Source organism: Archangium gephyra, from assembly GCF_042230915.1.
Lineage (GTDB): Bacteria > Myxococcota > Myxococcia > Myxococcales > Myxococcaceae > Archangium > Archangium gephyra_B.
On the sequence record NZ_CP102578.1, the window covers coordinates 4,296,927 to 4,316,937 of the forward strand.

The window sequence follows — 20,011 nt, forward strand, 5'->3', positions numbered from 1 at the left end:
CGCACGGCGTCATCCGCCAGTCGCACGGCGACCAGCCGCATCAGCGGAGCGCGGCGCGGATCGAAGCCGAGCTGACGTTGCTCTCGCAGCAGTTGCTCGAAGCGGGCGTGCTGCGCGGAGGCGGGCAGCTCACGCCAATCGAGCAGCTCGAAGGGCAGCTCCACCTGGGAGTGGACCGCCTGCAGGGGCACATCGAGCCCTTCCCAGTGGAAGGAGGAGCGCAGGATGGTGTGGCGCTGGAGGCAGGCCTTCCAGGCACGCAGGAAGGCGGGCAGGTCGAGCGAGGAGGTGACCGTCCAGGAGAGCTGCTCGAAGTAGGTGGAGGACTCGGGAGAGAGCAGGGCGTGGAAGAGCATGCCCTGCTGGGTGGGAGAGAGCGGGTAGAGGTCCTCGACGTCGGAGCCGGCCTGGCGCAGCACGGCGTCGAGCGCGGGCTGGGAAAGGGCCGCGAGGGGGAAGTCGCCCGGAGAGAAGCGGCGAGCGTCCTCGGAGGAGCGCAGGGAGATGAGGGCGCGCAGGTGGTGCAGGAAGCGGCCGGCGAGCGACTCGATGGTGGAGGCGTGGTGGAGGTGGGCGCTGTAGCTGAAGGCGAGCCGCAACTGCCCGCCGAGCACGGAGCCATTGACCTCCAGCACGTGCAGGCGCGAGCCGGAAGGCGCGGTGCGAGGCCCGGAGGCTTCATCCGTCAGGGAGAAGAAGCGGCTGGAGGTGGTCGCGGCATCGAGCTGGCCGAGGTAGTTGAAGGCGACCTGGGGCGCGGGCAGGGCCTGGAGCCGCTGGGCCACGTCGAGAGTACCGAGCCAGCGGAGCAGACCGAAGCCGAGGCCGTGGTGGGGCAGGCGGCGCAGCGAGTCGCGCACGGAGCGCAGGCACTCACCCGTCGAGCCGCCGGAAGGCACGGGCAGCAGAACGGGCGTGAAGGAGGTGAACCAGCCCACGGTGCGCGAGAGGTCCACGTCCTCGAACAGCTCCTCGCGGCCATGGCCTTCCACGTTGAAGAGCACCTGGGATTGACCCGTCCACTCGCCGAGAGCGCGGGCCAGCGCGGTGAGCAGCACGTCGTTGATGTGCGCGCGCCAGGCGGAAGGCACCTCCTGGAGCAGCACCTTCGTCTCCTCGGTGTCGAGGCAGACGGAGACGGCGCGTTCGGAGGACTGAGTGTTGGGGCCGGAGGTGTCGGTGGGCAGCGGGGCCACGTGCTGGCGGGCCTCGTCCAACCAGAGCGGCGCCTCGGCCAGCAGGCGCTCCGAGCGCGCATGGGCCTGCAGGCGGCGGGCCCAGGACTGGAAGGAGGTGCTCTTGGCCGGCAGCGTCACCGTGAGGCTCTGCTGGAACTGCTGGTAGGCGGACTCGAGGTCCTCCACCAGGACACGCCAGGAGACGGCATCGACGACGAGGTGGTGCACGGCGAGCAGCAGGCGCTGCTGGCCGTTGCCGAGCTGGAAGAGAGCAGCGCGCAGCAGGGGCGGCTGGGAGAGGTCGAAGCTGGCCTGCAGGCGCGCGGCCTCGGCCTCCAGGGCCTTGGGCTGCTCGGACGCGGGGAGGGAGGAGAGCTCCACCTGGAGCAGGTGGAGGGGGGCCTCCTCGGGGCCGGCGTTCTCCTGGAGCCAGGCGCCTTCGTGCTGGCGGAAGCGCAAGCGGAGGGCGTCGTGGTGGGAGAGCAGGTGCTGGAGGGCCTTCTCCAGCAGAGCGGGCTCCAGGGGCTGGCGGGAAGCCAGGAGCACGGACTGGTTGAAGTGGTGGGCGTGCGCCGCGTCGTGAGCCAGCAGGTGGTGCTGCACGGGCGTGAGAGGCACAGAGCCGGTGACGGGGCCCTGCTCGTCGGCGCTCTGGGCGGAGACCTGGACGACCTGTGCCAGTCTGGCGACGGTCTGGTGCTGGAAGAGGTCGCGGGTGGTGAGCGAGAGGCCCACCTGGCGCGCGCGAGCCACCACCTGGAGGCTGATGATGGAGTCGCCACCCAGCTCGAAGAAGTTGTCGTGGATGCCCACCTGCTTCAGGTCGAGCACCTGCGCCCAGATGCCGCACAGGTGCTGCTCCACCTCGTTGCGAGCCGCCACGAAGGAGGACTTCAGTTCGGAGCGGGAGGAGTCAGGAGGAGGCAGGGCCTTCCTGTCCAGCTTGCCGCTGGAGTTGAGGGGCAGGGCCTCCAGGACGACGAAGGAGGAGGGCAGCATGTACTCGGGCAGCTTCTGCTGCAGCCAGGTCCGCAGCTCCTCGGGCTTCAACCCGGGGGGCGTGACACCCTCACCCCGTCCCTCTCCCGAAGGGAGAGGGGAGGTGGGCACGAGGTAGGCCACCAGGCGCTTGAGGCCAGGGGAGTCCTCGCGCAGCAGGACGACGGACTCGCGCACGGAGGGGTGAAGGCAGAGGGCGGACTCCACCTCGCCCAGCTCGATGCGGAAGCCGCGCAGCTTCACCTGGAAGTCGATGCGGCCGAGGTACTCCAGGGAGCCATCGGCCAGCCAACGCACCTTGTCACCGGTGCGGTAGAGGCGCTCGCCGGGCTCGGAGGAGAAGGGGTTGGGGAGGAAGCGCTCGGCGGTGAGCTCCGGACGGCCGAGGTAGCCGCGGGCCAGGCCGGCGCCGCCGACATACAACTCACCGGGAACGCCGACGGGGAGCGGGTGCAGGCGGGAGTCGAGGACGTAGGAGCGGACGTTGTGGAAGGGCTGGCCGATGGAGACACGCCGGGCGTCGACGGAGGTGTTGACGGTGGCGCAGACGGTGCACTCGGTGGGGCCGTAGGCGTTGACGAAGCGGCGCCCCGGCTGGAAGCGGGCCACCAAGTCGGAGGAGCAGGCCTCGCCAGCGGTGATGAGCGTCTGCACGCCACTCAAGTCCTCGGGCCGCAGCTGGGCGAGGACGGAGGGGGTGAGCTTGAGGGTGGTGATGGACTGCGCTTGCACCACCTGGAGCAGGGGTGCACCGGGCATGAGCTCGTCACGGGAGGCGAGCACGAGGCAGGCGCCGGAGAGCAGGGAGGGGAAGATTTCGGAGACGGAGGCGTCGAAGGCGGAGGAGAAGAACTGGAGGAGGCGGCGGCCGGGCCGCAGGTCCATGAAGTCGACGGTCTGCAGGGCGGTGTTGCACAGGCCGCGGTGCTGCAGGAGGGTGCCCTTGGGACGGCCGGTGGAGCCCGAGGTGTAGATGACGTAGGCGAGGTTGCCGCCGTGCACGTCAACGTCGAGGTCCTCTTCGGACTCGCGCTCCACCCGCTCCCAGTGCTCGTCGAGCAGGAAGACGTAGCCGCGGCGATCGAGCAGGTGCTCCAGGGACGAGTGGGTGAGGAGGACGGGGGCGGAGGCATCCGAGGCGATGAAGTCCAGGCGCTCGGAGGGCAGAGAGGGATCCAGCGGCACCCAGGCGCCGCCGGCCTTGAGCGTGGCGAGGATGGACACCACCAGGTCCAGGGAGCGCTCCAGGCAGATGGCCACCAGGACGTCCGGGCCGACGCCGAGGCGGCGCAGGTGGCGGGCGAGCTGGTTGGCGCGGGCGTTGAGCTCGCCGTAGGTGAGCTCCTCCGTGCCGAAGCGCAAGGCGGGGGCATCGGGAGCGCCGCGCACCCGGGCCTCGAAGAGGCGATGGACGAGCGGGGACTCGGGCAGCTCGCGTCGGGCCTGGTTCCACTCCACCAGCACCTGCTGACGCTCGGTGGCGGTGAGCAGTGGCACCTCGGAGATGCCGGCGTCTGGCGCATCCACCACGCCCTGCATCAGCATCCGCAGGTGCTCGGCCATGCGGGCGATGGTGGAGGTGTCGAAGAGATCGGTGTTGTAGTCGAGGCTTCCGGCCAGCCCCTCGGACGTGTCCGAGAGGAAGAGCGCCAGATCGAACCGGGACACGCCGGTGTCGGGCTCCTGGGCGCTCATCTTCAGGCCCGCGCTGCTGAAGTCCGCCAGCCGGGGCTTGTCCAACACGAACCACACTTGGAAGAGCGGGCTGTGGCTGAGGTTGCGCTCGGGCTGGAGCTCCTCCACCAGCTTCTCGAAGGGCAGATCCTGGTGGGCGTAGGCCCCGAGCGTCGTCTCCCTCACGCGCTGCAGCAGCTGGCGGAAGGACGGGTTGCCCTCCATGCGGGTGCGCAGCACGAGTGTGTTGACGAAGAAGCCGATGAGGCCCTCCAGCTCGGCGAGCCGGCGGCCGGCGATGGGCGAGCCGACGCAGACGTCCTCCTGCCCCGAGTAGCGGTGCAGCAGCACCTGGAAGAGGGACAGCACCAGCATGAAGGGCGTGACGCCCTCGCGCTGGGCCAGCTGTTTGAGGGACTCGGACAACTCCCGGGAGAAGCGCACGGGGAGCGAGGTGCCGCGGAAGCTCTGGACGGAGGGGCGGGGCCTGTCGGTGGGCAGCTCCAGCAGGCTGGGGGCGCCCGCGAGGTGCTGCTTCCACCAGGAGAGCTGCCGCTCCAACTCCTCGCCCCGCAGCCACTGCCGCTGCCAGAGGGCGTAATCGGCGTACTGCACGGGCAGCTCGGGCAGCGGCGAGGGCTTGCCCTGGGAGAAGGCCTCGTAGAGGGCGCTCATCTCTTGGATGAGCACGGTGACGGACCAGCCGTCGGAGATGATGTGGTGCAGCACCACCATCAGGTGGTGCTCGGTGTCCGAGAGCCGCAGCAGGGTGGTGCGCAGCAGCGGACCGCGCTCCAGATTGAAGGTGCGTTGGGCGTCCTCGCGGGCCAGGCGCCGGGCCTCGGCTTCACGCTGGGCATCGGGCAGGGCACCCAACTCCACCAGCGACAGCGAGTGCCCGGTGGGGGCGGAGATGACCTGGAGGGCCGCGCCTTCCTGCTGCGCCTGATACGTGGTGCGCAGGACCTCGTGACGGCGCACCAGCTCGGTGAAGCTGCGCTCGAGGGCCGCGACGTCGAGCCTGCCCGTCATGCGGATGGTAGCGGGCGTGTTGTACGTGGCGCGGTCTGGCTCGAGCTGCTCGAGGAACCACAGGCGCTGCTGGGAGAAGGACAGGGGCAGCGGCTGCTGGCGCGAGGCGGGCCGCAGGGGCGGGAGCTGGTTCGTCTGCGAGGCGTTCGCGGCGTCGAGCTGCTCGGCCAGGGCCTGGAGGGTGGTGGACTCGAAGAGGGAGCGAAGAGGGAGCTCGACGCCGAAGGAGGAGCGGATGCGGGAGATGACCTGAGTTGCGAGAAGGGAGTGGCCGCCCAGGGACATGAAGTCGTCGTGGAGGCCGACCAGGTCGACATGGAGCACCTCGCTCCAGATGGAGGCCAGACGCTTCTGGGTGTCGGAGACGGGGGCAACGTACTCCGAGGAGGAGGCGGAGCCGGAGCCAGAGGGAGAAGGAAGGGCCTTCCTGTCCACCTTGCCGCTCGTCGTCAGAGGCAGGGCCTCGAGGGAGACGAAGGCGGAGGGCACCATGTACTCGGGCAGGCGAGAGAGGAGGGAGGAGCGAAGGGAAGAGGGCTCCACCAGCTCACCGGGCTGGGGCACGACGTAGGCCACCAGGCGCTTGTCGCCGGGAGCGTCCTCGCGCAGCACCACGACGGTTTCGCGCACGGAGGGCAGCTCGCGCAGGGCGGACTCGACTTCGCCCAGCTCGATGCGGAAGCCGCGCAGCTTCACCTGCTCGTCCAGGCGGCCGAGGAACTCCAGCTCGCCATGGGGCAGCCAGCGCACCTTGTCACCGGTGCGGTAGAGGCGGGCACCGGGCTCGGAGGAGAAGGGGTGGGGGACAAAACGCTCGGCGGTGAGGGCGGGCTGGCCGAGGTAGCCGCGGGCCACACCGGCGCCGCCGACGTACAACTCACCGGGCACGCCGACGGCCACCGGCAGCAGGCGCGAGTCGAGGACGTACACCTGGGCGTTGGGCAGGGCGCGGCCGATGCTCAGGCGCTGGGAGTCCACCGGGCCGCTGATGGTGGCGCAGATGGTGACTTCCGTAGGGCCGTAGGCGTTGAGCAGGGTGCGGCCGGAGGACCAGCGGCGGGCCAGCTCGGGCGAGCAGGCCTCACCGGCGGAGATGATGGTTTCCAGGCGCGCCAAACCATGAGGCTCGAGCTGTGCGAGCACGGAGGGGGTGAGCGTCACCGCGGTAATGGACTGCGACTCCAGCAGGGAGCGCAGGGCGGCGTCGGGGAGCAGTTGCTCCTTGTTGGCGAGGACGAGGCAGGCGCCAGCCACCAACGTGGAGAACACCTCGCAGACGGAGGCGTCGAAGCTGGTGCTGGCGAACTGGAGGACGCGGCTGTCGGGCCGGTAGCCGTGAGCACGGGCGGCCTCGCGGGCGGTGTTGGCCAGGCCGGAGCGGGTGAGCAGGGTGCCCTTGGGACGGCCGGTGGAGCCGGAGGTGTAGATGACGTAGGCGAGGTGGTCGCCATCGACGGGAATGTGGAGATTGTCCTCGGACTCGCGCTCGACGCGCTCCCAGTGCTCGTCGAGGAGGAAGACGTAGCCGCGCCTGTCGAGCAGGTGCTCGAGGGAGGAGTGGGTGAGGAGGACGGGGGCCAGGGCGTTGGAGGAGATGAAGTCCAGGCGCTCGGAGGGGAGGGAAGGGTCCAGAGCGAGCCAGGCGCCACCGGCCTTGAGGGTGGCGAGCATGGAGACGACGAGCTCGAGGGAGCGCTCGAGGCAGAGGGAGACGAGGACCTCGGGGCCGACGCCGAGGCGGCGCAGGTGGCGGGCGAGCTGGTTGGAGCGGGAGTTGAGCTCTGCGTAGGAGAGCTGCTCGTCACCGAAGCGCACGGCGGGAGCGTCCGGGGTGAGGCGGGCGTGGGCCTCGATGAGCTGGAGCACGGACTGGTGCGGCAGGCTGCCCGGCGTGCGGCTCCACTCCTCCAACACCTGGCCGCGCTCGGCGCCGGAGAGCAGCGAGATCTCCTCCAGGCGGGCCTCGGGCCGGGCGATCAGTCCCTCCAGGACGGAGCGCCAGTGCGCGAGCAGCCGCCGCATGGCGTCGGCGGGGAAGCGGGGCTCGTCGTGGGAGAGGAGCAGCCGCACCGAGGAGGGGCTGGGGATGACGGCCAGGGCGAGCGGATAGTTGGAGCGCTCGGCGGCGATGGCGTCGCGCACGTCGAGGAAGGTGGTGCGCTGACGCAGCGAGGCGTCGATGGGGTAGTTCTCGACGACGAGCAGGGACTCGAAGAGCGAGGCGCCGCGAGGCAGGGCGCTGAAGGACTGCACCTGGACGAGCGTGGAGTGCTCGTACTGGCGCAGCTCGAGTTGCTGGGCCTGGAGCGACTGGAGCCAGGGCAGCAGGGGCGAGCCCTCCGCGGGCACGCGGACGCGCGTGGGCAGCGAGTTGATGAAGATGCCCACCATGGCGTCGGAGCCGGGAAGCTCGGCGGGCCGGCCGGAGAAGGTGGTGCCGAAGAGGACGTCGTGCTCGCCGCTGTAGCGCGAGAGCACGAGGGCCCAGGAGGCGAGGGCCAGCGTGTTGAGGGTGAGCTGGTGCTGGCGCGAGAAGGCCTGCAGCGCGGTGCTGGCCTCGGCGGACAGGTACAGCTCGTGGAAGGGATGGGTGGGGGCCTGTCCCGGCGGGGGCGAGGCATGGGTATCGGCCGGGAGGGGCGTGGGAGCGGTGATGCCCTCCAGGTAGCCACGCCAGAATGACTCGTCGGAGGCGCCGTCACGCTGGCGCAGCCAGGCGATGTACTCGCGGAAGGCGGGACGCGCGGCGGGCGGCGCGGACCGGGAGGCGCGGCAGGCGTCGTAGAGGGAGAAGAACTCCTGGAGCACCATGCCGAGGCTCCAGCCGTCCAGCAGCAGGTGGGAGTGGCTCCAGTGCAGGCGCCACACCGCGTCCTGGAAGCGGAAGGCCACCATGCGCATGAGGGGCGCACGGCTCAGCTCGAAACCACGCTGGCGCTCCTCGAGGAGGAAGCGCTGGTAGCGCTCCTGCTGCTCGGAAGCGGAGAGCGCGCGCCAGTCCAGCTCCTCGAAGGCGCAGGGGAGTCGCGCGTGCACCACCTGGAGCGGAGCGTCGAGCCCCTGCCAGTGGAAGGAGGTGCGAAGGACGGGAAGGCGCTCGGTGGTGGCCTGCCATGCCTGACGGAGGGCAGCGGAGTCCAGGGCGGAGTGGATGGCCCAGGAGTGCTGCATGAAATAGACGGTGGACTCGGGAGACAGCAGCGCATGGAAGAGCATGCCCTGCTGGGTGGGAGACAGCGGGTAGAGCTCCTCGACGTCCGGCCCGGTCTGCCGCAGCAGCGCGTCGAGCGTGGCCTGGGAGAGCGCCGCGAGCGGGAAGTCACCGGGCGAGAAGCGGCGGGCGTCCTCGGAGGAGCGCAGGGAGATGAGGGCGCGCAGGTGGTGCAGGAAGCGCCCGGCCAGTGACTCGATGGTGGAAGCGTGGTGGAGGTGGGCGCTGTAGCCGAAGGACAGCTGGAGCTGTCCGCCGAGCACGGAGCCATTGACCTCCAGTACGTGCTGGCGCGAGCCCGCGGGTGCGGCGGAAGGACCCGCGGCGTCGCGGGTGAGCGAGAAGAGGCGCTGGGAGGAGGCCGCGGCGTCGAGCTGGCCCAGGTAGTTGAAGGCGACCTGGGGCGCGGGCAGGGCCTGGAGTGGCCGCGCCAGCTCGGGAGGGCCCAGCCACCGGAGCAGACCGAAGCCGATGCCGTGATGGGGCAGGCGGCGCAGCGAGTCACGCACGGAGCGCAGGCACTCACCGGCCGAGCCGCCGGAAGGCAGCGCGAGCCGCACGGGCGTGAAGGAGGTGAACCAGCCCACGGTGCGCGAGAGGTCCACGTCACCGAAGAGTTCCTCGCGGCCGTGGCCTTCCAGGTGGACGTGGACCTGGGGCTGACCCGTCCACTCGGAGAGGGCCTGGGCCAGGGCGGTGAGCAGCACATCGTTGATCTGCGCGCGCCAGGCGGAGGGCACCTCCTGGAGCAGCAGCTTCGTCTCCTCGCCGTCCAGGGAGACGGAGAGGGTGCGCTCGGAGGCGTGCGTGTTGGGACCGGAGGCGTCGGTGGGCAGCGGGGCCACCGGCGTGCGCGCCTCGTCCAGCCAGAGCGAGGCCTCGGCTCGCGCGGCCTCGGAGTGGGCATGGGCCTGCAGGCGGCGGGCCCAGGACTGGAAGGAGGTGCTCTTCGCCGGCAGCGCTACCTGGAGATAGGCGGACTCGAGATCCTCCATCAGCACGCGCCAGGAGACGGCGTCGATGACGAGGTGGTGGGCGACGAGGAGCAGGCGCTGCTGGCCGTTACCGAGCTGGAAGAGGGCGGCGCGCAGCAGGGGCGGCTGCGAGAGGACGAAGCTGGCCTGCAGGCGCGCGGCCTCGGCCTCCAGGGCCTTGGGCTGCTCGGAGGCGGGCGTGGCGGAGAGGTCCACCTGGAGCAGAGGGAGGGGCGTCTCCTCGGGGCGGGCGTTGTCCTGGAGCCAGGCGCCCTCGTGCTGGCGGAAGCGCAGGCGGAGGGCGTCATGGTGGGCCACCACCTGCGCGAGCGCCTTCTCCAGCCGCGAGGGCTCGAGGGGCTCTCGCGAGGCCAGCAGCAGGGACTGGTTGAAGTGGTGGGCATGCGCCGCGTCGTGCGCCAGCAACTGGAACTGGACGGGCGTGAGGGGCACGGGGCCGGTGATGGGGCCCTGCTCGGCCAGGGGCTCGGAGGCGGACGTCACCACCTGGGCCAGCTGGGCCACCGTCTGGTGCTGGAAGAGGTGGCGGGCGGACAGCGCGAGGCCAGCTTGGCGCGCACGGGCCACCACCTGGAGGCTGATGATGGAGTCGCCGCCGAGCTCGAAGAAGTTGTCGTGGATGCCCACCTGCTTCAGGCCGAGCACCTGCGCCCAGATGCCGCACAGGCGCTGCTCCAGCTCGTTGCGGGGCGCGACGTAGGTGGACGAGGACGCGGCGCGGGAGAAGTCCGGAGCGGGCAGGGCCTTCCTGTCCACCTTGCCGCTGGCCGTGAGGGGCAGGGCCTCCAGAGCGACGAAGGCCGAGGGCACCATGTACTCGGGCAGCGTCTGCTTGAGGGCGTCGCGCAGCGCGGTGACGCCGGGCGGCTGCTCCGAGGCGGGAGGCACCACGTAGGCCACCAGCCGCTTGTCGCCGGAGGCGTCCTCACGCGCCACCACCACGGCCTGGCGCACCTGGGGATGCTGCTCCAGGGTGGCCTCGATCTCTCCCAGCTCGATGCGCAGGCCGCGCACCTTCACCTGGAAGTCGAGCCGTCCGAGGTACTCGATGTTGCCGTCGGGCAGCCAGCGGGCCTTGTCGCCGGTCCGGTAGAGCCGGGCGCCGGGCTCGGGGGAGAAGGGGTCCGGGATGAAGCGCTCGGCGGTGAGCTCCGGGCGGGCGAGGTAGCCGCGGCCCACCTGCACACCGCCGATGAAGATCTCCCCGGGGACCCCCGCGGGCACCGGCCGCAGGTGCCCATCGAGGATGCGCATGACGGTGTTGGAGATGGGGCGGCCGATGGGCACCGGGCGCCGGCCGTCCTCGCGCTGGCAGGTGAAGGCCGTCACGTCGACGGCGGCTTCGGTGGGGCCGTAGAGGTTGTGCAGCTGCGCGGACGGCAGCCGCCGCAGGCAGCGCTGCGCCAGCTCCGCGGAGAGGGCCTCACCGCTGCACACCACGCGCCGCAGGCTGTCGCAGCGCTCCAGGCCCGGCTGCTCCAGGAAGGGCTGGAGCATGGAGGGGACGAAGTGGGCGGTGGTGACGTGCTGCTCGGAGATGAGCCGCAGCAGGTAGTCGGGCTCCTGGTGGCCGCCGGGGCGTGCCAGCACGAGGCGGGCGCCCACCATGAGGGGCCAGAAGAACTCCCAGACGGAGACGTCGAAGCTGTAGGGCGTCTTCTGCAGCACCACGTCCTGCTCGCCCAGGCCGTACGCCTGCTGCATCCAGAGCAGGCGGTTGCAGACGGCGCGGTGGGCATTCATGGCGCCCTTGGGGCGGCCGGTGGAGCCCGAGGTGAAGATGACGTAGGCGAGGTTGTCCGCGGTGGTCAGGGGCTCGGGCGCGTGCGTGGGCCGGGCGCGCACCTGCGTGTCCTCGAGCGACAGCGGCACCAGGGAGGCCCCATGCCGCTCGGGCAGGTGCGGCAGCAGCGAGGGCTGGGCCAGGAGCACCGCGGGGCGTGCGTCCTCCAGCATCCACTCCAGGCGCTCGCGAGGGTAGGAGGGATCCAGGGGCACGTAGGCGCCGCCGGCCTTGAGGATGGCGAAGAGGCCCACCACCATGTCCAGGGAGCGCTCGGCACACAGTCCGACACGCACCTCGGGGCCCACGCCCAGCGAGCGCAGGTGCCAGGCGAGCTGGTTGGCGCGCTCGTCCAGCTCGCGGTAGGTGAGCCAGGAGCCCTCGAAGCCCAGCGCGGGTGCCCCGGGCGTGCGCCGCACCTGGGCCTCGAAGAGGTGGTGGATGCAGGTGTCCACGGCCAGGGGCGCGTGGGTGTCGTTCCACTCGCGCAGCACCTGGTGCCGCTCGGCCTCGGTGAGCAGCGGAAGCTCGGCGATGCGCTGCTCGGGCTGGGCGAGGACGCCTTCCAGCAACAGGTGCAGGTGGCCCACCAGCCGCGCCACGGTGGAGGGCTCGAAGAGCTCGGTGGCGTACTCCAGGGCGCCCGCCAGTCCGTGCTCGGACTCGGAGAGGGACAGGTGGAGGTCGAAGCGGGAGGTGCGGCTCTCCAGCTCCACGTGGCTGAAGGTGAGCCCGGGCAGGGTGAGGCCCGGCAGCGGGTCCGGCTGCAGGACGAGCATCACCTGGAAGAGCGGGCTGCGGCCGAGGTCGCGCACCGGCCGCACTTCCTCCACCAGCTTCTCGAAAGGGACGTCCTGGTGGGCATAGGCGCCCAGCGTCGTCTCGCGCACGCGCTGGAGCAGCTCGCGGAAGGAGGGGTTGCCCTCCATGCGGGTGCGCAGCACGAGCGTGTTGACGAAGAAGCCGATGAGCTGCTGCGTCTGCGCGTGGGAGCGGCCGGCGATGGGGGTGCCGACGCTGATGTCCTCCTCCCCCGAGTGGCGGTGCAGCACCACCTGGAAGGCGGCGAGCAGGAGCATGAAGGGGGTGACGCCCTCGCGCTGGGCGAGCGCCTTGAGCGCCTCCCAGGTGGAGGCCGGCAGCCGCACCGGATGGCTGGCGCCGTGGTGGCCCTGCATGGCGGGACGAGGCTTGTCCGTGGGCAGCTCCAGGTGCGCGGGCGCACCGGCGAGCTGCTGCTTCCACCAGGAGAGCTGCTTCTCCAACGGCTCGCCCCGCGGCCACTGGCGCTGCCAGAGGGCGTAGTCGGCGTACTGCACGGGCAGCTCGGGCAGCGGCGAGGGCCGGCCCTGGGAGAAGGCCTCGTAGAGGGCGGCCACCTCGCGCACCAGCACGCCCATGGACCAGCCATCGGAGATGATGTGGTGCATGCAGAGCACCAGCACGTGCTCGGTCTCGGAGAGCCGCAGCAGGGTGGTGCGCAGCAGGGGTCCGCGCGAGAGCTCGAAGGGGCGGAGCGCTTCCTCGTGGGCCAGGCGCAGCACCTCGGACTCGCGCTCGGCGGCGGGCAGCGCGCCCAGGTCCACCCGCACGAGCTCCACGTGGCCCTCGGGGTGGATGCGCTGGAAGGCCTGGCCCTGCTCGGAGTGGAGGGTGGTGCGAAGCGACTCGTGCCGGCGCACCAGCTCGGCGAAGGTGCGCTCGAGGGCGGAAGCGTCCAGGGTGCCGCGCAGCCGCACCGCGGCGGGGATGTTGTAGAGGGCGCTGCCCGGGGACAGCTCGTCGAGGAACCACAACCGCTGCTGCGCGAAGGAGAGCGGCAGCGGCTGCTCACGGGAGGCACGCGGCAGGGGCGGGGAAGCGGAGGAGGCCCGCCCCGCGTCCAGGAGCCGCCAGGCCAGCTCGGCCAGCGTGGGCCCGCTCAGCAGCACATGCAGGGGCAGGGCGATGCCCAGTCCCGTCTCCACCTCATACGTCAGCTCCACCGCGGCCAGCGAGTCCACGCCGTAGCTTGTGAGCGGCTCGTCCCGCTCCAACTGCTCCGGAGCCACCTTCAGCCGCCGGGCGAAGCGGGCCCGCAGCCAGTCCTCCAGCTGCTCGGGGGTTGCTGGCCGCTCCTCGGGCGCGGTGGCGGGGGGCGGCTCACTGGAGACCGGCGCCTCGGCCTGGTGCGAGCGCCAGGAGGCCACTTCCTGCAACTCACCCGCGAGGAAGGCCTCCCGGCAGGCCCGGCGCTGGATCTTCCCGCTGGACGTCTTGGGCAGGCTGCCCGGGGCGATGAGCGTGAGGGCGTGCAGGGGCAGCTCGTGCGCCGAGGCCACCTGCTGGCCGATGGCGCGCGCCACCTCCTCCACCGCCACTGGCTGGCGGCGCGTGTCCGCCTCGTACACCAGCACCAGCCGCTCTTCGCCCTCCACCTCCACCGAGAAGGCCGCTCCGCACCCGGGCCGCAGCGCGGGGCTGCTCCGCTCCGCCGTCAGCTCGATGTCCTGCGGGTGGTGGTTGCGGCCGCGGACGATCAGCAACTCCTTGAGACGGCCGGTGACGAAGAGCTCGCTGCCCTGGAGGAAGCCCAGGTCTCCGGTGCGCAGGAAGGGCCCCTGGCCATCGGAGGTGCGGGCGTGGAAGTCGCGAGCGGTGTCCTCGGGCCGGTTCCAGTAGCCTCGGGCCACGCTGGGACCCTTCACCCAGATCTCTCCCACCGCGCCAGCGGCGAGCGGCGCGCGCGTCTCCGGATGCACGACGAGCACCTGCTGCTCCTGCAGCGAGCGCCCGCAGCCCACCAGCGTCTGGCTGTTCGGCTGTCCGGCCTGGGCCGGCGTGGCATGGCCCTCGCGCAGCCGGTGCGTGTCGAGGGCCTGGAGCACGGGAGGCGCGGCCACCTCACCGCCCGAGACGATGAGGGTGCCCTCGGCCAGGCCATAGCAGGGGTAGAAGGCCTCGCGGCGGAAGCCGCTGGGGGCGAACGCCTCGGTGAAGCGCTCGAGCGTCTCGGGGCGGATGGGCTCGGCGCCGCAGAAGGCCACCTCCCAGTGGCTCAGATCGAGGGCGGCGCGCTCGGCCTCGGTCGTCTTGCGCACGCACAGGTCGAAGGCGAAGTTGGGCCCACCGCTGATGGTGGCGCGGGTGCGCGAGAGCACCTCCAACCAGCGCAGGGGACGGCGCAGGAAGGTGAGCGGCGAGAGGAGGCTGGTGGAGAAGCCTCCGTAGACGGTGCCCAGGATGCCGCCGATGAGCCCCATGTCATGGTAGGGCGGCAACCAGATGACGCCGGCGCTCTCCGGGTGCATGCGGAAGGCACCGTGGATGAGGCGCAGGTTGTGCAGCAGGTTTTCGTGCGTGAGCTCGACGCCCTTGGGCGTGCCGGTGGAGCCCGAGGTGTACTGCAGGAAGGCCAGCGAGCCGGGACCGAGCGCGGGCCGCTGCCAGGAGGGCGCCGCCTCCACGGGCAGCTCGTCGGTGGCCACCCAGCGCAAGGCCCGGAGGTCCGGAGCGGACTCGAAGAGGACCTCGGCCATGGAGAGGATGAAGGAGGTGGTGAGCACCACCGAGGCCTGGCAGTCCTGGATGATGGCGCGCAGGCGGGGAAGGGTGCGCTCCAGGCGCGAGGGATCCGGCGGGTAGGCCGGGACGGCGACGACGCCCGAGGCCAGGCAGCCGAAGAAGCCGGTGACGTACTCCAGGCCCGGGGGGTAGAGCAGGACGGCCCGCTCTCCCGGTGAAGTGAACTGCTGGAGCGCGGCGCCGATCGAGCGGGCGCGTTGCAGCAGCCCGGAGTAGGGCAGGGTGCTCTCCTCCCCATCGCTGTCCTCCACGAAGTGGAAGAGGGGCGTATCCGCGAGGTGCGCGGCGCGCTCCTCGAGCAGATCCAGCAGCGTGGAGGAGGTGGACACGTGCTTGGCGGTTCTCATGGTGTGGGGCGTCTGCGGGGGGGCTCGAGGGTCTCAGTCGCGGTCAAACCTGCCCACGCTGCGAGTGCGCGATGGTACCAGTGCGTGGCTTCTCCAACGAAGCGGGGATGCAGCCGATTCAGGTGGGCTGCTTGTTGACTGGCTGCGTCAGCAAGCGCCCCTCCTGCCTCGGAGTTGGCGCTCGGCCTGCTCGCTAGGAGCCGGGGTGCATGGAGTGGATGCGGGCGGCTGTGGCAAGCTGGTTTCGTGTCTTCTCGCAACCAGGTTGAAAAAACAGGAAAGGCCGCTACGTCCGAGCCGCTCGATCCAATCCTCGAACGGGATCCCTCGGGGGCCTACGGCGCGATGGACGAGGCGACACGCGAGCGGTACCGCCGGGCCTGCCAGGAGGTGGCGGCGTGGTCGGGCCGGACTCCCTCGGAGGCCGCCCACGAGGCGCTCCGGCTGAGCGAGGAACACGACGCCGGTGAACCGCGAGGGCGCCACGTAGGCGCATGGTTGCTCGCCGAGGGGCGTGCCCGGCTCGAGGCCTCGCTGGGCTGCAAGCTGCCCTGGAGGGCGCGGGCCGCCCGGTTCGCCCGGCGGCACAGCCAGGGCCTCTATGTCGGCTCCCTCCTGCTGGTCACGGCACTCCTCGCCCTGGGGATCGAGCGGTTGCTCGCCACGAGAGGCATGCAGCCGCTCCACCGCCTGCTCCTGGTGGCCATTCTCGCCCCGCAGGTTCTCGACCTCCTCCAGGAGCGCTTCGAGCTGCTCGCCTCCCGCCTCGTGCGCCACCTGGAGCCGCTGCCGAGGCTGGAGCCCGAGCGGGTGTTCTCTCCGGACACCCGGACCCTGGTCGTCACGCCCCTGCTGGTCGCGAGCGCGGAGGACATCGACTCCCAACTGCGGATGATGGAGATCAACTACCTGGGCAACGTGGAGCCCGAGTTGTTCTTCGCGCTGTTGACGGACTTCCGGGACGCGCCCGAGAAGGACATGCCGGCGGATGGTGGGCTGCGCGAGCGGCTGGAGCGGGGCCTCCGTGAGCTCAACGAGCGGCACGGCTACCGCGAGCAGCCGCGCTTCTTCTATCTCCACCGGGAGCGGCGGTGGAATCCCGTCGCGCGCCGGTGGATGGGGTGGGAGCGCAAGCGCGGCAAGCTGGAGGAGCTCAACCGGCTGGTGCTGGGCGCTGAGGACACGAGCTACACGGGCCCCGTGCCCGGCGTCGTGCGCACGGTGCGCTATGTCCTCACGCTCGATGCGGACACCCACCTGCTGCCCGGTGCCGCCGCCCGTCTGGTGGCGACGCTCCACCATCCGTTGAACCGGGCGCGCTTCGATGCGGCGGGGAAGCGGGTGGTCGCCGGCTATTCGATGTTGCAGCCCGCCATCGCGGATGGCCCCACGAAGGCGGCGTGGCTGTCCACGGGGGGCTGGCCCCTGTCCATCGCGCGGAACAAGAGGGATCCCCGCACGGGGATGGACCCAGCCGCGGTCCACCAGTTCCTCTTCGGCAGCGGGACCTTCGTCGGGAAGGGGCTCTACGACGTGGCCGCCTTCGCGCGCAGCCTCGAGGGCCGGCTCCCCGAGAACTTCATCCTGAGCCACGACAGGATCGAGGGGATGTTCGCGCGCGTCGGGTACGTCTCCGACGTCAGGCTCTTCGAGCGCTCCCCGGCGACGATGGCGAGCCAGGCCCGCATCTGGCACCGCTGGACTCGCGGCGACTGGCAGGTGCTGCCGTGGTTGCTCCCGTGGGTACCGTCGCAGCACGGCCTCGTTCGCAACACCTTGCCGATGTTCGATCGCTGGGCGCTGCTGTCCGCGATGCGCGGGAGTCTGGCCCACCCGCTCTCCTTCTGCCTGCTCGCCTTCGGGTGGCTGTGCCTGCCGGCCAGCAGCGCGGGGGCCTGGACGCTGGGCGCGATGCTGTGGAACTGCCGCAGCCTCCTCATCATGGGCTCGGTGGACGCCCTGCGCGCCGTCTGGCGCTCGCCTTCTTTCGCGAGCCTGGGCTTCGTGGTGGCGCAGGTGGGGCGCATGAGCCTCGGCGTCGTCATGAACCACACCATCCTGCTGCCGACCACCGGCCTCATGCTCGATGCCATCGGCCGCGCCCTGTACGGGCTCGTGTTCGACCGGAGCCGGATGCTGGACTGGACGACGCACGCCCAGTCGAGCCGCCAGGGCGGAGGGCTCCGCCACCTGCTCACGCTCCCCGAGGTGTGGGGGGCACTGGTGCTGGCGCTCGGTGTCGGGGGCGCGCTGGCCGTGTCCAACCCCGGGGCGCTGCCCTGGGCCTGTCCGCTGCTGCTCCTCTGGCTGCCCCACCCCGTGATGCACCTGCTGCGGCGTGAGCCCGGCTCCGCGCCAGGGGTGAGGGAGTCGCCAGATGCCGAGCGGCTGCGCACCCTGGCGCGCGGCTTCTGGGAGCTGTACGTGCGCTCGGAAGAGGGACGGACGGAGCTCTCGCCGACGGATCTCTCCCTGGGGCTGGTGGCTCCGTTGAGCGCCTACCACCTGGGCTACGTCGGGCTGGAGGGGCTGGTGTCCAGGCTGGACGAGTCGCTCTCGGTCATCGCGGGCCTGGAGCGCCATCGCGGGCACCTGTTCGAGCGCTACGAGGCGCGGGAGCGGCGGCCGCTGGGGCCGCGGCGCATCTCCACGGCGGAGAGCGGCGTGCTGGCCGCGTCGCTGGTGATCGTCGAGCGGGGGCTGCAGGCCTCGCGCATGGTCTGCACCGACGAAGCGCTGCGGGTGCGGCTCGGCGAGGCCGAGGCGCGGGCGCGGGCGCTGCGCGAGGAGCTGGACTTCTCGTTCCTCTACGATGGGGAAGCCGGGCTGTTCCACACCGGCTACGACGCCGGGTCCGGGGCGCTCGAGGGCGCGCACCATGGGCTGCTCACCTCGGGGGCGATGCTGGCCGGATTCGTGGCGATCGCCCGGAGGCAGGTCCCGCTCCGCCACTGGTTGGCGCTCACCGCGTCGGACCAGCGGCTGCGCGCGGAAGGTGCCATCTCCCTCCCGCACGACGCGCTCGCCGAGCACCTGCTGCCCACCCTGTTCCTCTGGTTTCCTCCGGCGTCGCTGCTCGGACAGGCCGCGCTCGATGCGGTCAATGCCGGCAACGGCGCGCCGCAGCTCCCCGCGCCCGCGCTGCGCTTCCGGCCCGAGCGCGTGGCCGCGGACCTGCAGCGCCTGGCGGACACCCGTACGGGTGGAGCGCGTGACCAGGCCATGGCCCTGGCGGCCGTGGCCAACCTGACGTGTGACGACATCCTGGTCCAGCACTTCCACCGGCACTGGCAGACGGCCTGGGTGGAAGGGCTGGTCTACGAAACGAAGGATCTTCAGTGATGGAGCCGGGCGCGATGCCTCAGTCGGAGAACGAGTCCCGGGGGCGGCTGGCCTCGCTCAAGAACATCCTGCCGGTGCTGCGCATGGTCTGGGACTCGGGTCCCGGGACGGTGCTGGCCAACCTCGTGCTGCGCACGGCCGCGGCGCTGGTCCCGGTGGCCGTGCTGGTCGTGGCGCGGTGGATCATCGATGGCGTGATGGGCGGGGCGGGGCAGGGCATGTCGCGGCACCTGTGGGGGCTGGTCGGCCTGGAGTTCGCCCTCGCCACGGTCGGCGCCATCCTCGCCCGCGCCATCCTCTACCTCAACGTCGTGCTCGCCGAGAAATACACCCGGCACGTGAGCCTGATGTTGATCGACCATGCCTCGCGGCTGGATCTCGCGACCTACGAGGATCCCTCCTTTCATGATCGCTTGGAGCGGGCGCGCGTGCAGGCCACGGATCGCATCGTCATGGTCGAGGCGATCGCCCGCTTCCTGCAGCAGCTCATCACCGTGGCGAGCCTGTGCGTGGGCATCCTGGTGTTCTCCCCGTGGATCCTCCTGGGCATCATCAGCTGCCTGGTGCCGGCGGCCCTGGTCGAGGGCCGTTTCGGGGCCGAGTTCTACGCGATGAGCTTCCGGCACACGCCGAAGCGGCGCGAGCTCGACTACCTGCGCCAGCTCGGCGCGAGCCGGGAGAGCGCGAAGGAGCTGAAGATCTTCGGGCTGAGCCCGTTCCTGAAGAGCCGCTACGAGAAGCTCTCGGGGGAGATCCTCGAGGACGTGGTGGCGCACTTCGGGCGGGCGTTCCGCGGCCTCTCGCTGCTGTCTGTCCTCGGCTCGCTCGGCTACTACGGCGCCTACGCGTTCGCCGTGTACAAGACGGCGCGCGGCGAGCTGAGCGTGGGCGAGCTGACGTTCCTGGCGGGAGCGATCGCGGCGGCCAACCGCAACATCCAGGACATGTTCTCCACCGCGGTGGGGGTGGCCGACCAGGCGCTCTACATCAACGACATGCTCGCGTTCTTCGCGGTGAAGCCGGCCATCCGCTCGGGTCCGAAGGCGCTCAAGGTGCCCCGGCCCATCCGCCAGGGCTTCGAGTTCCGCGATGTCACCTTCAGCTACCCCGGCCGCACCAGGCCCGTCCTCGAGGGGGCGAGCTTCCGGCTGGCACCGGGCGAGCGCATTGCCCTCATTGGCGAGAACGGCCAGGGCAAGACGACGATCGTGAAGTTGCTGATGCGGCTCTATGACCCGACGTCGGGGCAGATCCTGTTGGATGGCGTGGATCTGCGCGAGTACGACATCGACGACCTGTGGCACGAGGTGGGCGTCATCTTCCAGGACTTCGCCCGCTACGAGATGACGGCGGCGGACAACATCGCCGTGGGGCGCATCGAGCGGCACGGCGAGCGGGCGCTCATCGAGGAGGCGGCGGACAAGAGCCTGGCCAACATGGTGGTGGAGCGCCTCCCGCGGGGCTACGAGCAGATGCTGGGCCGCCGCTTCGATGGGGGCGTCGATCTCTCGGGCGGCGAGTGGCAGAAGATCGCGCTCGCGCGGGCGTACATGCGCGACGCGCAGCTGCTCGTCCTGGACGAGCCGACGGCGGCGCTCGATGCACGGGCCGAGCTCGATGTGTTCCACCGCTTCGGGGAGCTGACGGCCGGGAAGATGGCGCTGCTGATCTCCCACCGCTTCTCCACGGTGCGGATGGCCGATCGCATCCTCGTGCTCAGCCAGGGGAAGATCGTCGAGGAGGGGCACCACGATCAGCTCCTCGCGAGTGGTGGGGGCTACGCGACGATGTACGAGCTGCAGGCCTCCCGGTACCGCTGAGCCTCCCTCCTGGCGCTGGCCGGACGTCCCACGTTGGGGCACATCGCCGCATCCCGCATCTACCGG

3 protein-coding genes (1 of these 3 running past the window's edge) are annotated in these 20,011 nt (G+C 71.1%); 2 read left to right on the plus strand and 1 reads right to left on the minus strand.

Annotated features, from left to right (window positions below):
• Nucleotides 1–14,783, minus strand: partial view of a non-ribosomal peptide synthase/polyketide synthase gene (locus NR798_RS17220; protein ID WP_375772566.1) — the 5' portion only. The gene continues 12,427 nt to the left of window position 1, outside the view; only the first 14,783 of its 27,210 coding nucleotides appear in the window; its start codon is at nucleotides 14,781–14,783; the stop codon falls past the left edge of the window.
• 345 nt (nucleotides 14,784–15,128) lie between these two features.
• Between NR798_RS17220 and NR798_RS17225 the strand changes: the two genes are divergently transcribed.
• Nucleotides 15,129–18,125 carry a hypothetical protein gene (locus NR798_RS17225; RefSeq protein WP_375772567.1) on the plus strand — a complete coding sequence of 999 codons (2,997 nt, stop codon included), beginning with the start codon at nucleotides 15,129–15,131 and terminating at the stop codon, nucleotides 18,123–18,125.
• 14 nt (nucleotides 18,126–18,139) lie between these two features.
• On the plus strand, nucleotides 18,140–19,945 hold the full coding sequence (locus NR798_RS17230; protein ID WP_375772568.1) for an ABC transporter ATP-binding protein: 1,806 nt from the start codon (nucleotides 18,140–18,142) through the stop codon (nucleotides 19,943–19,945).
• Nucleotides 19,946–20,011: the final 66 nt, after the last annotated feature.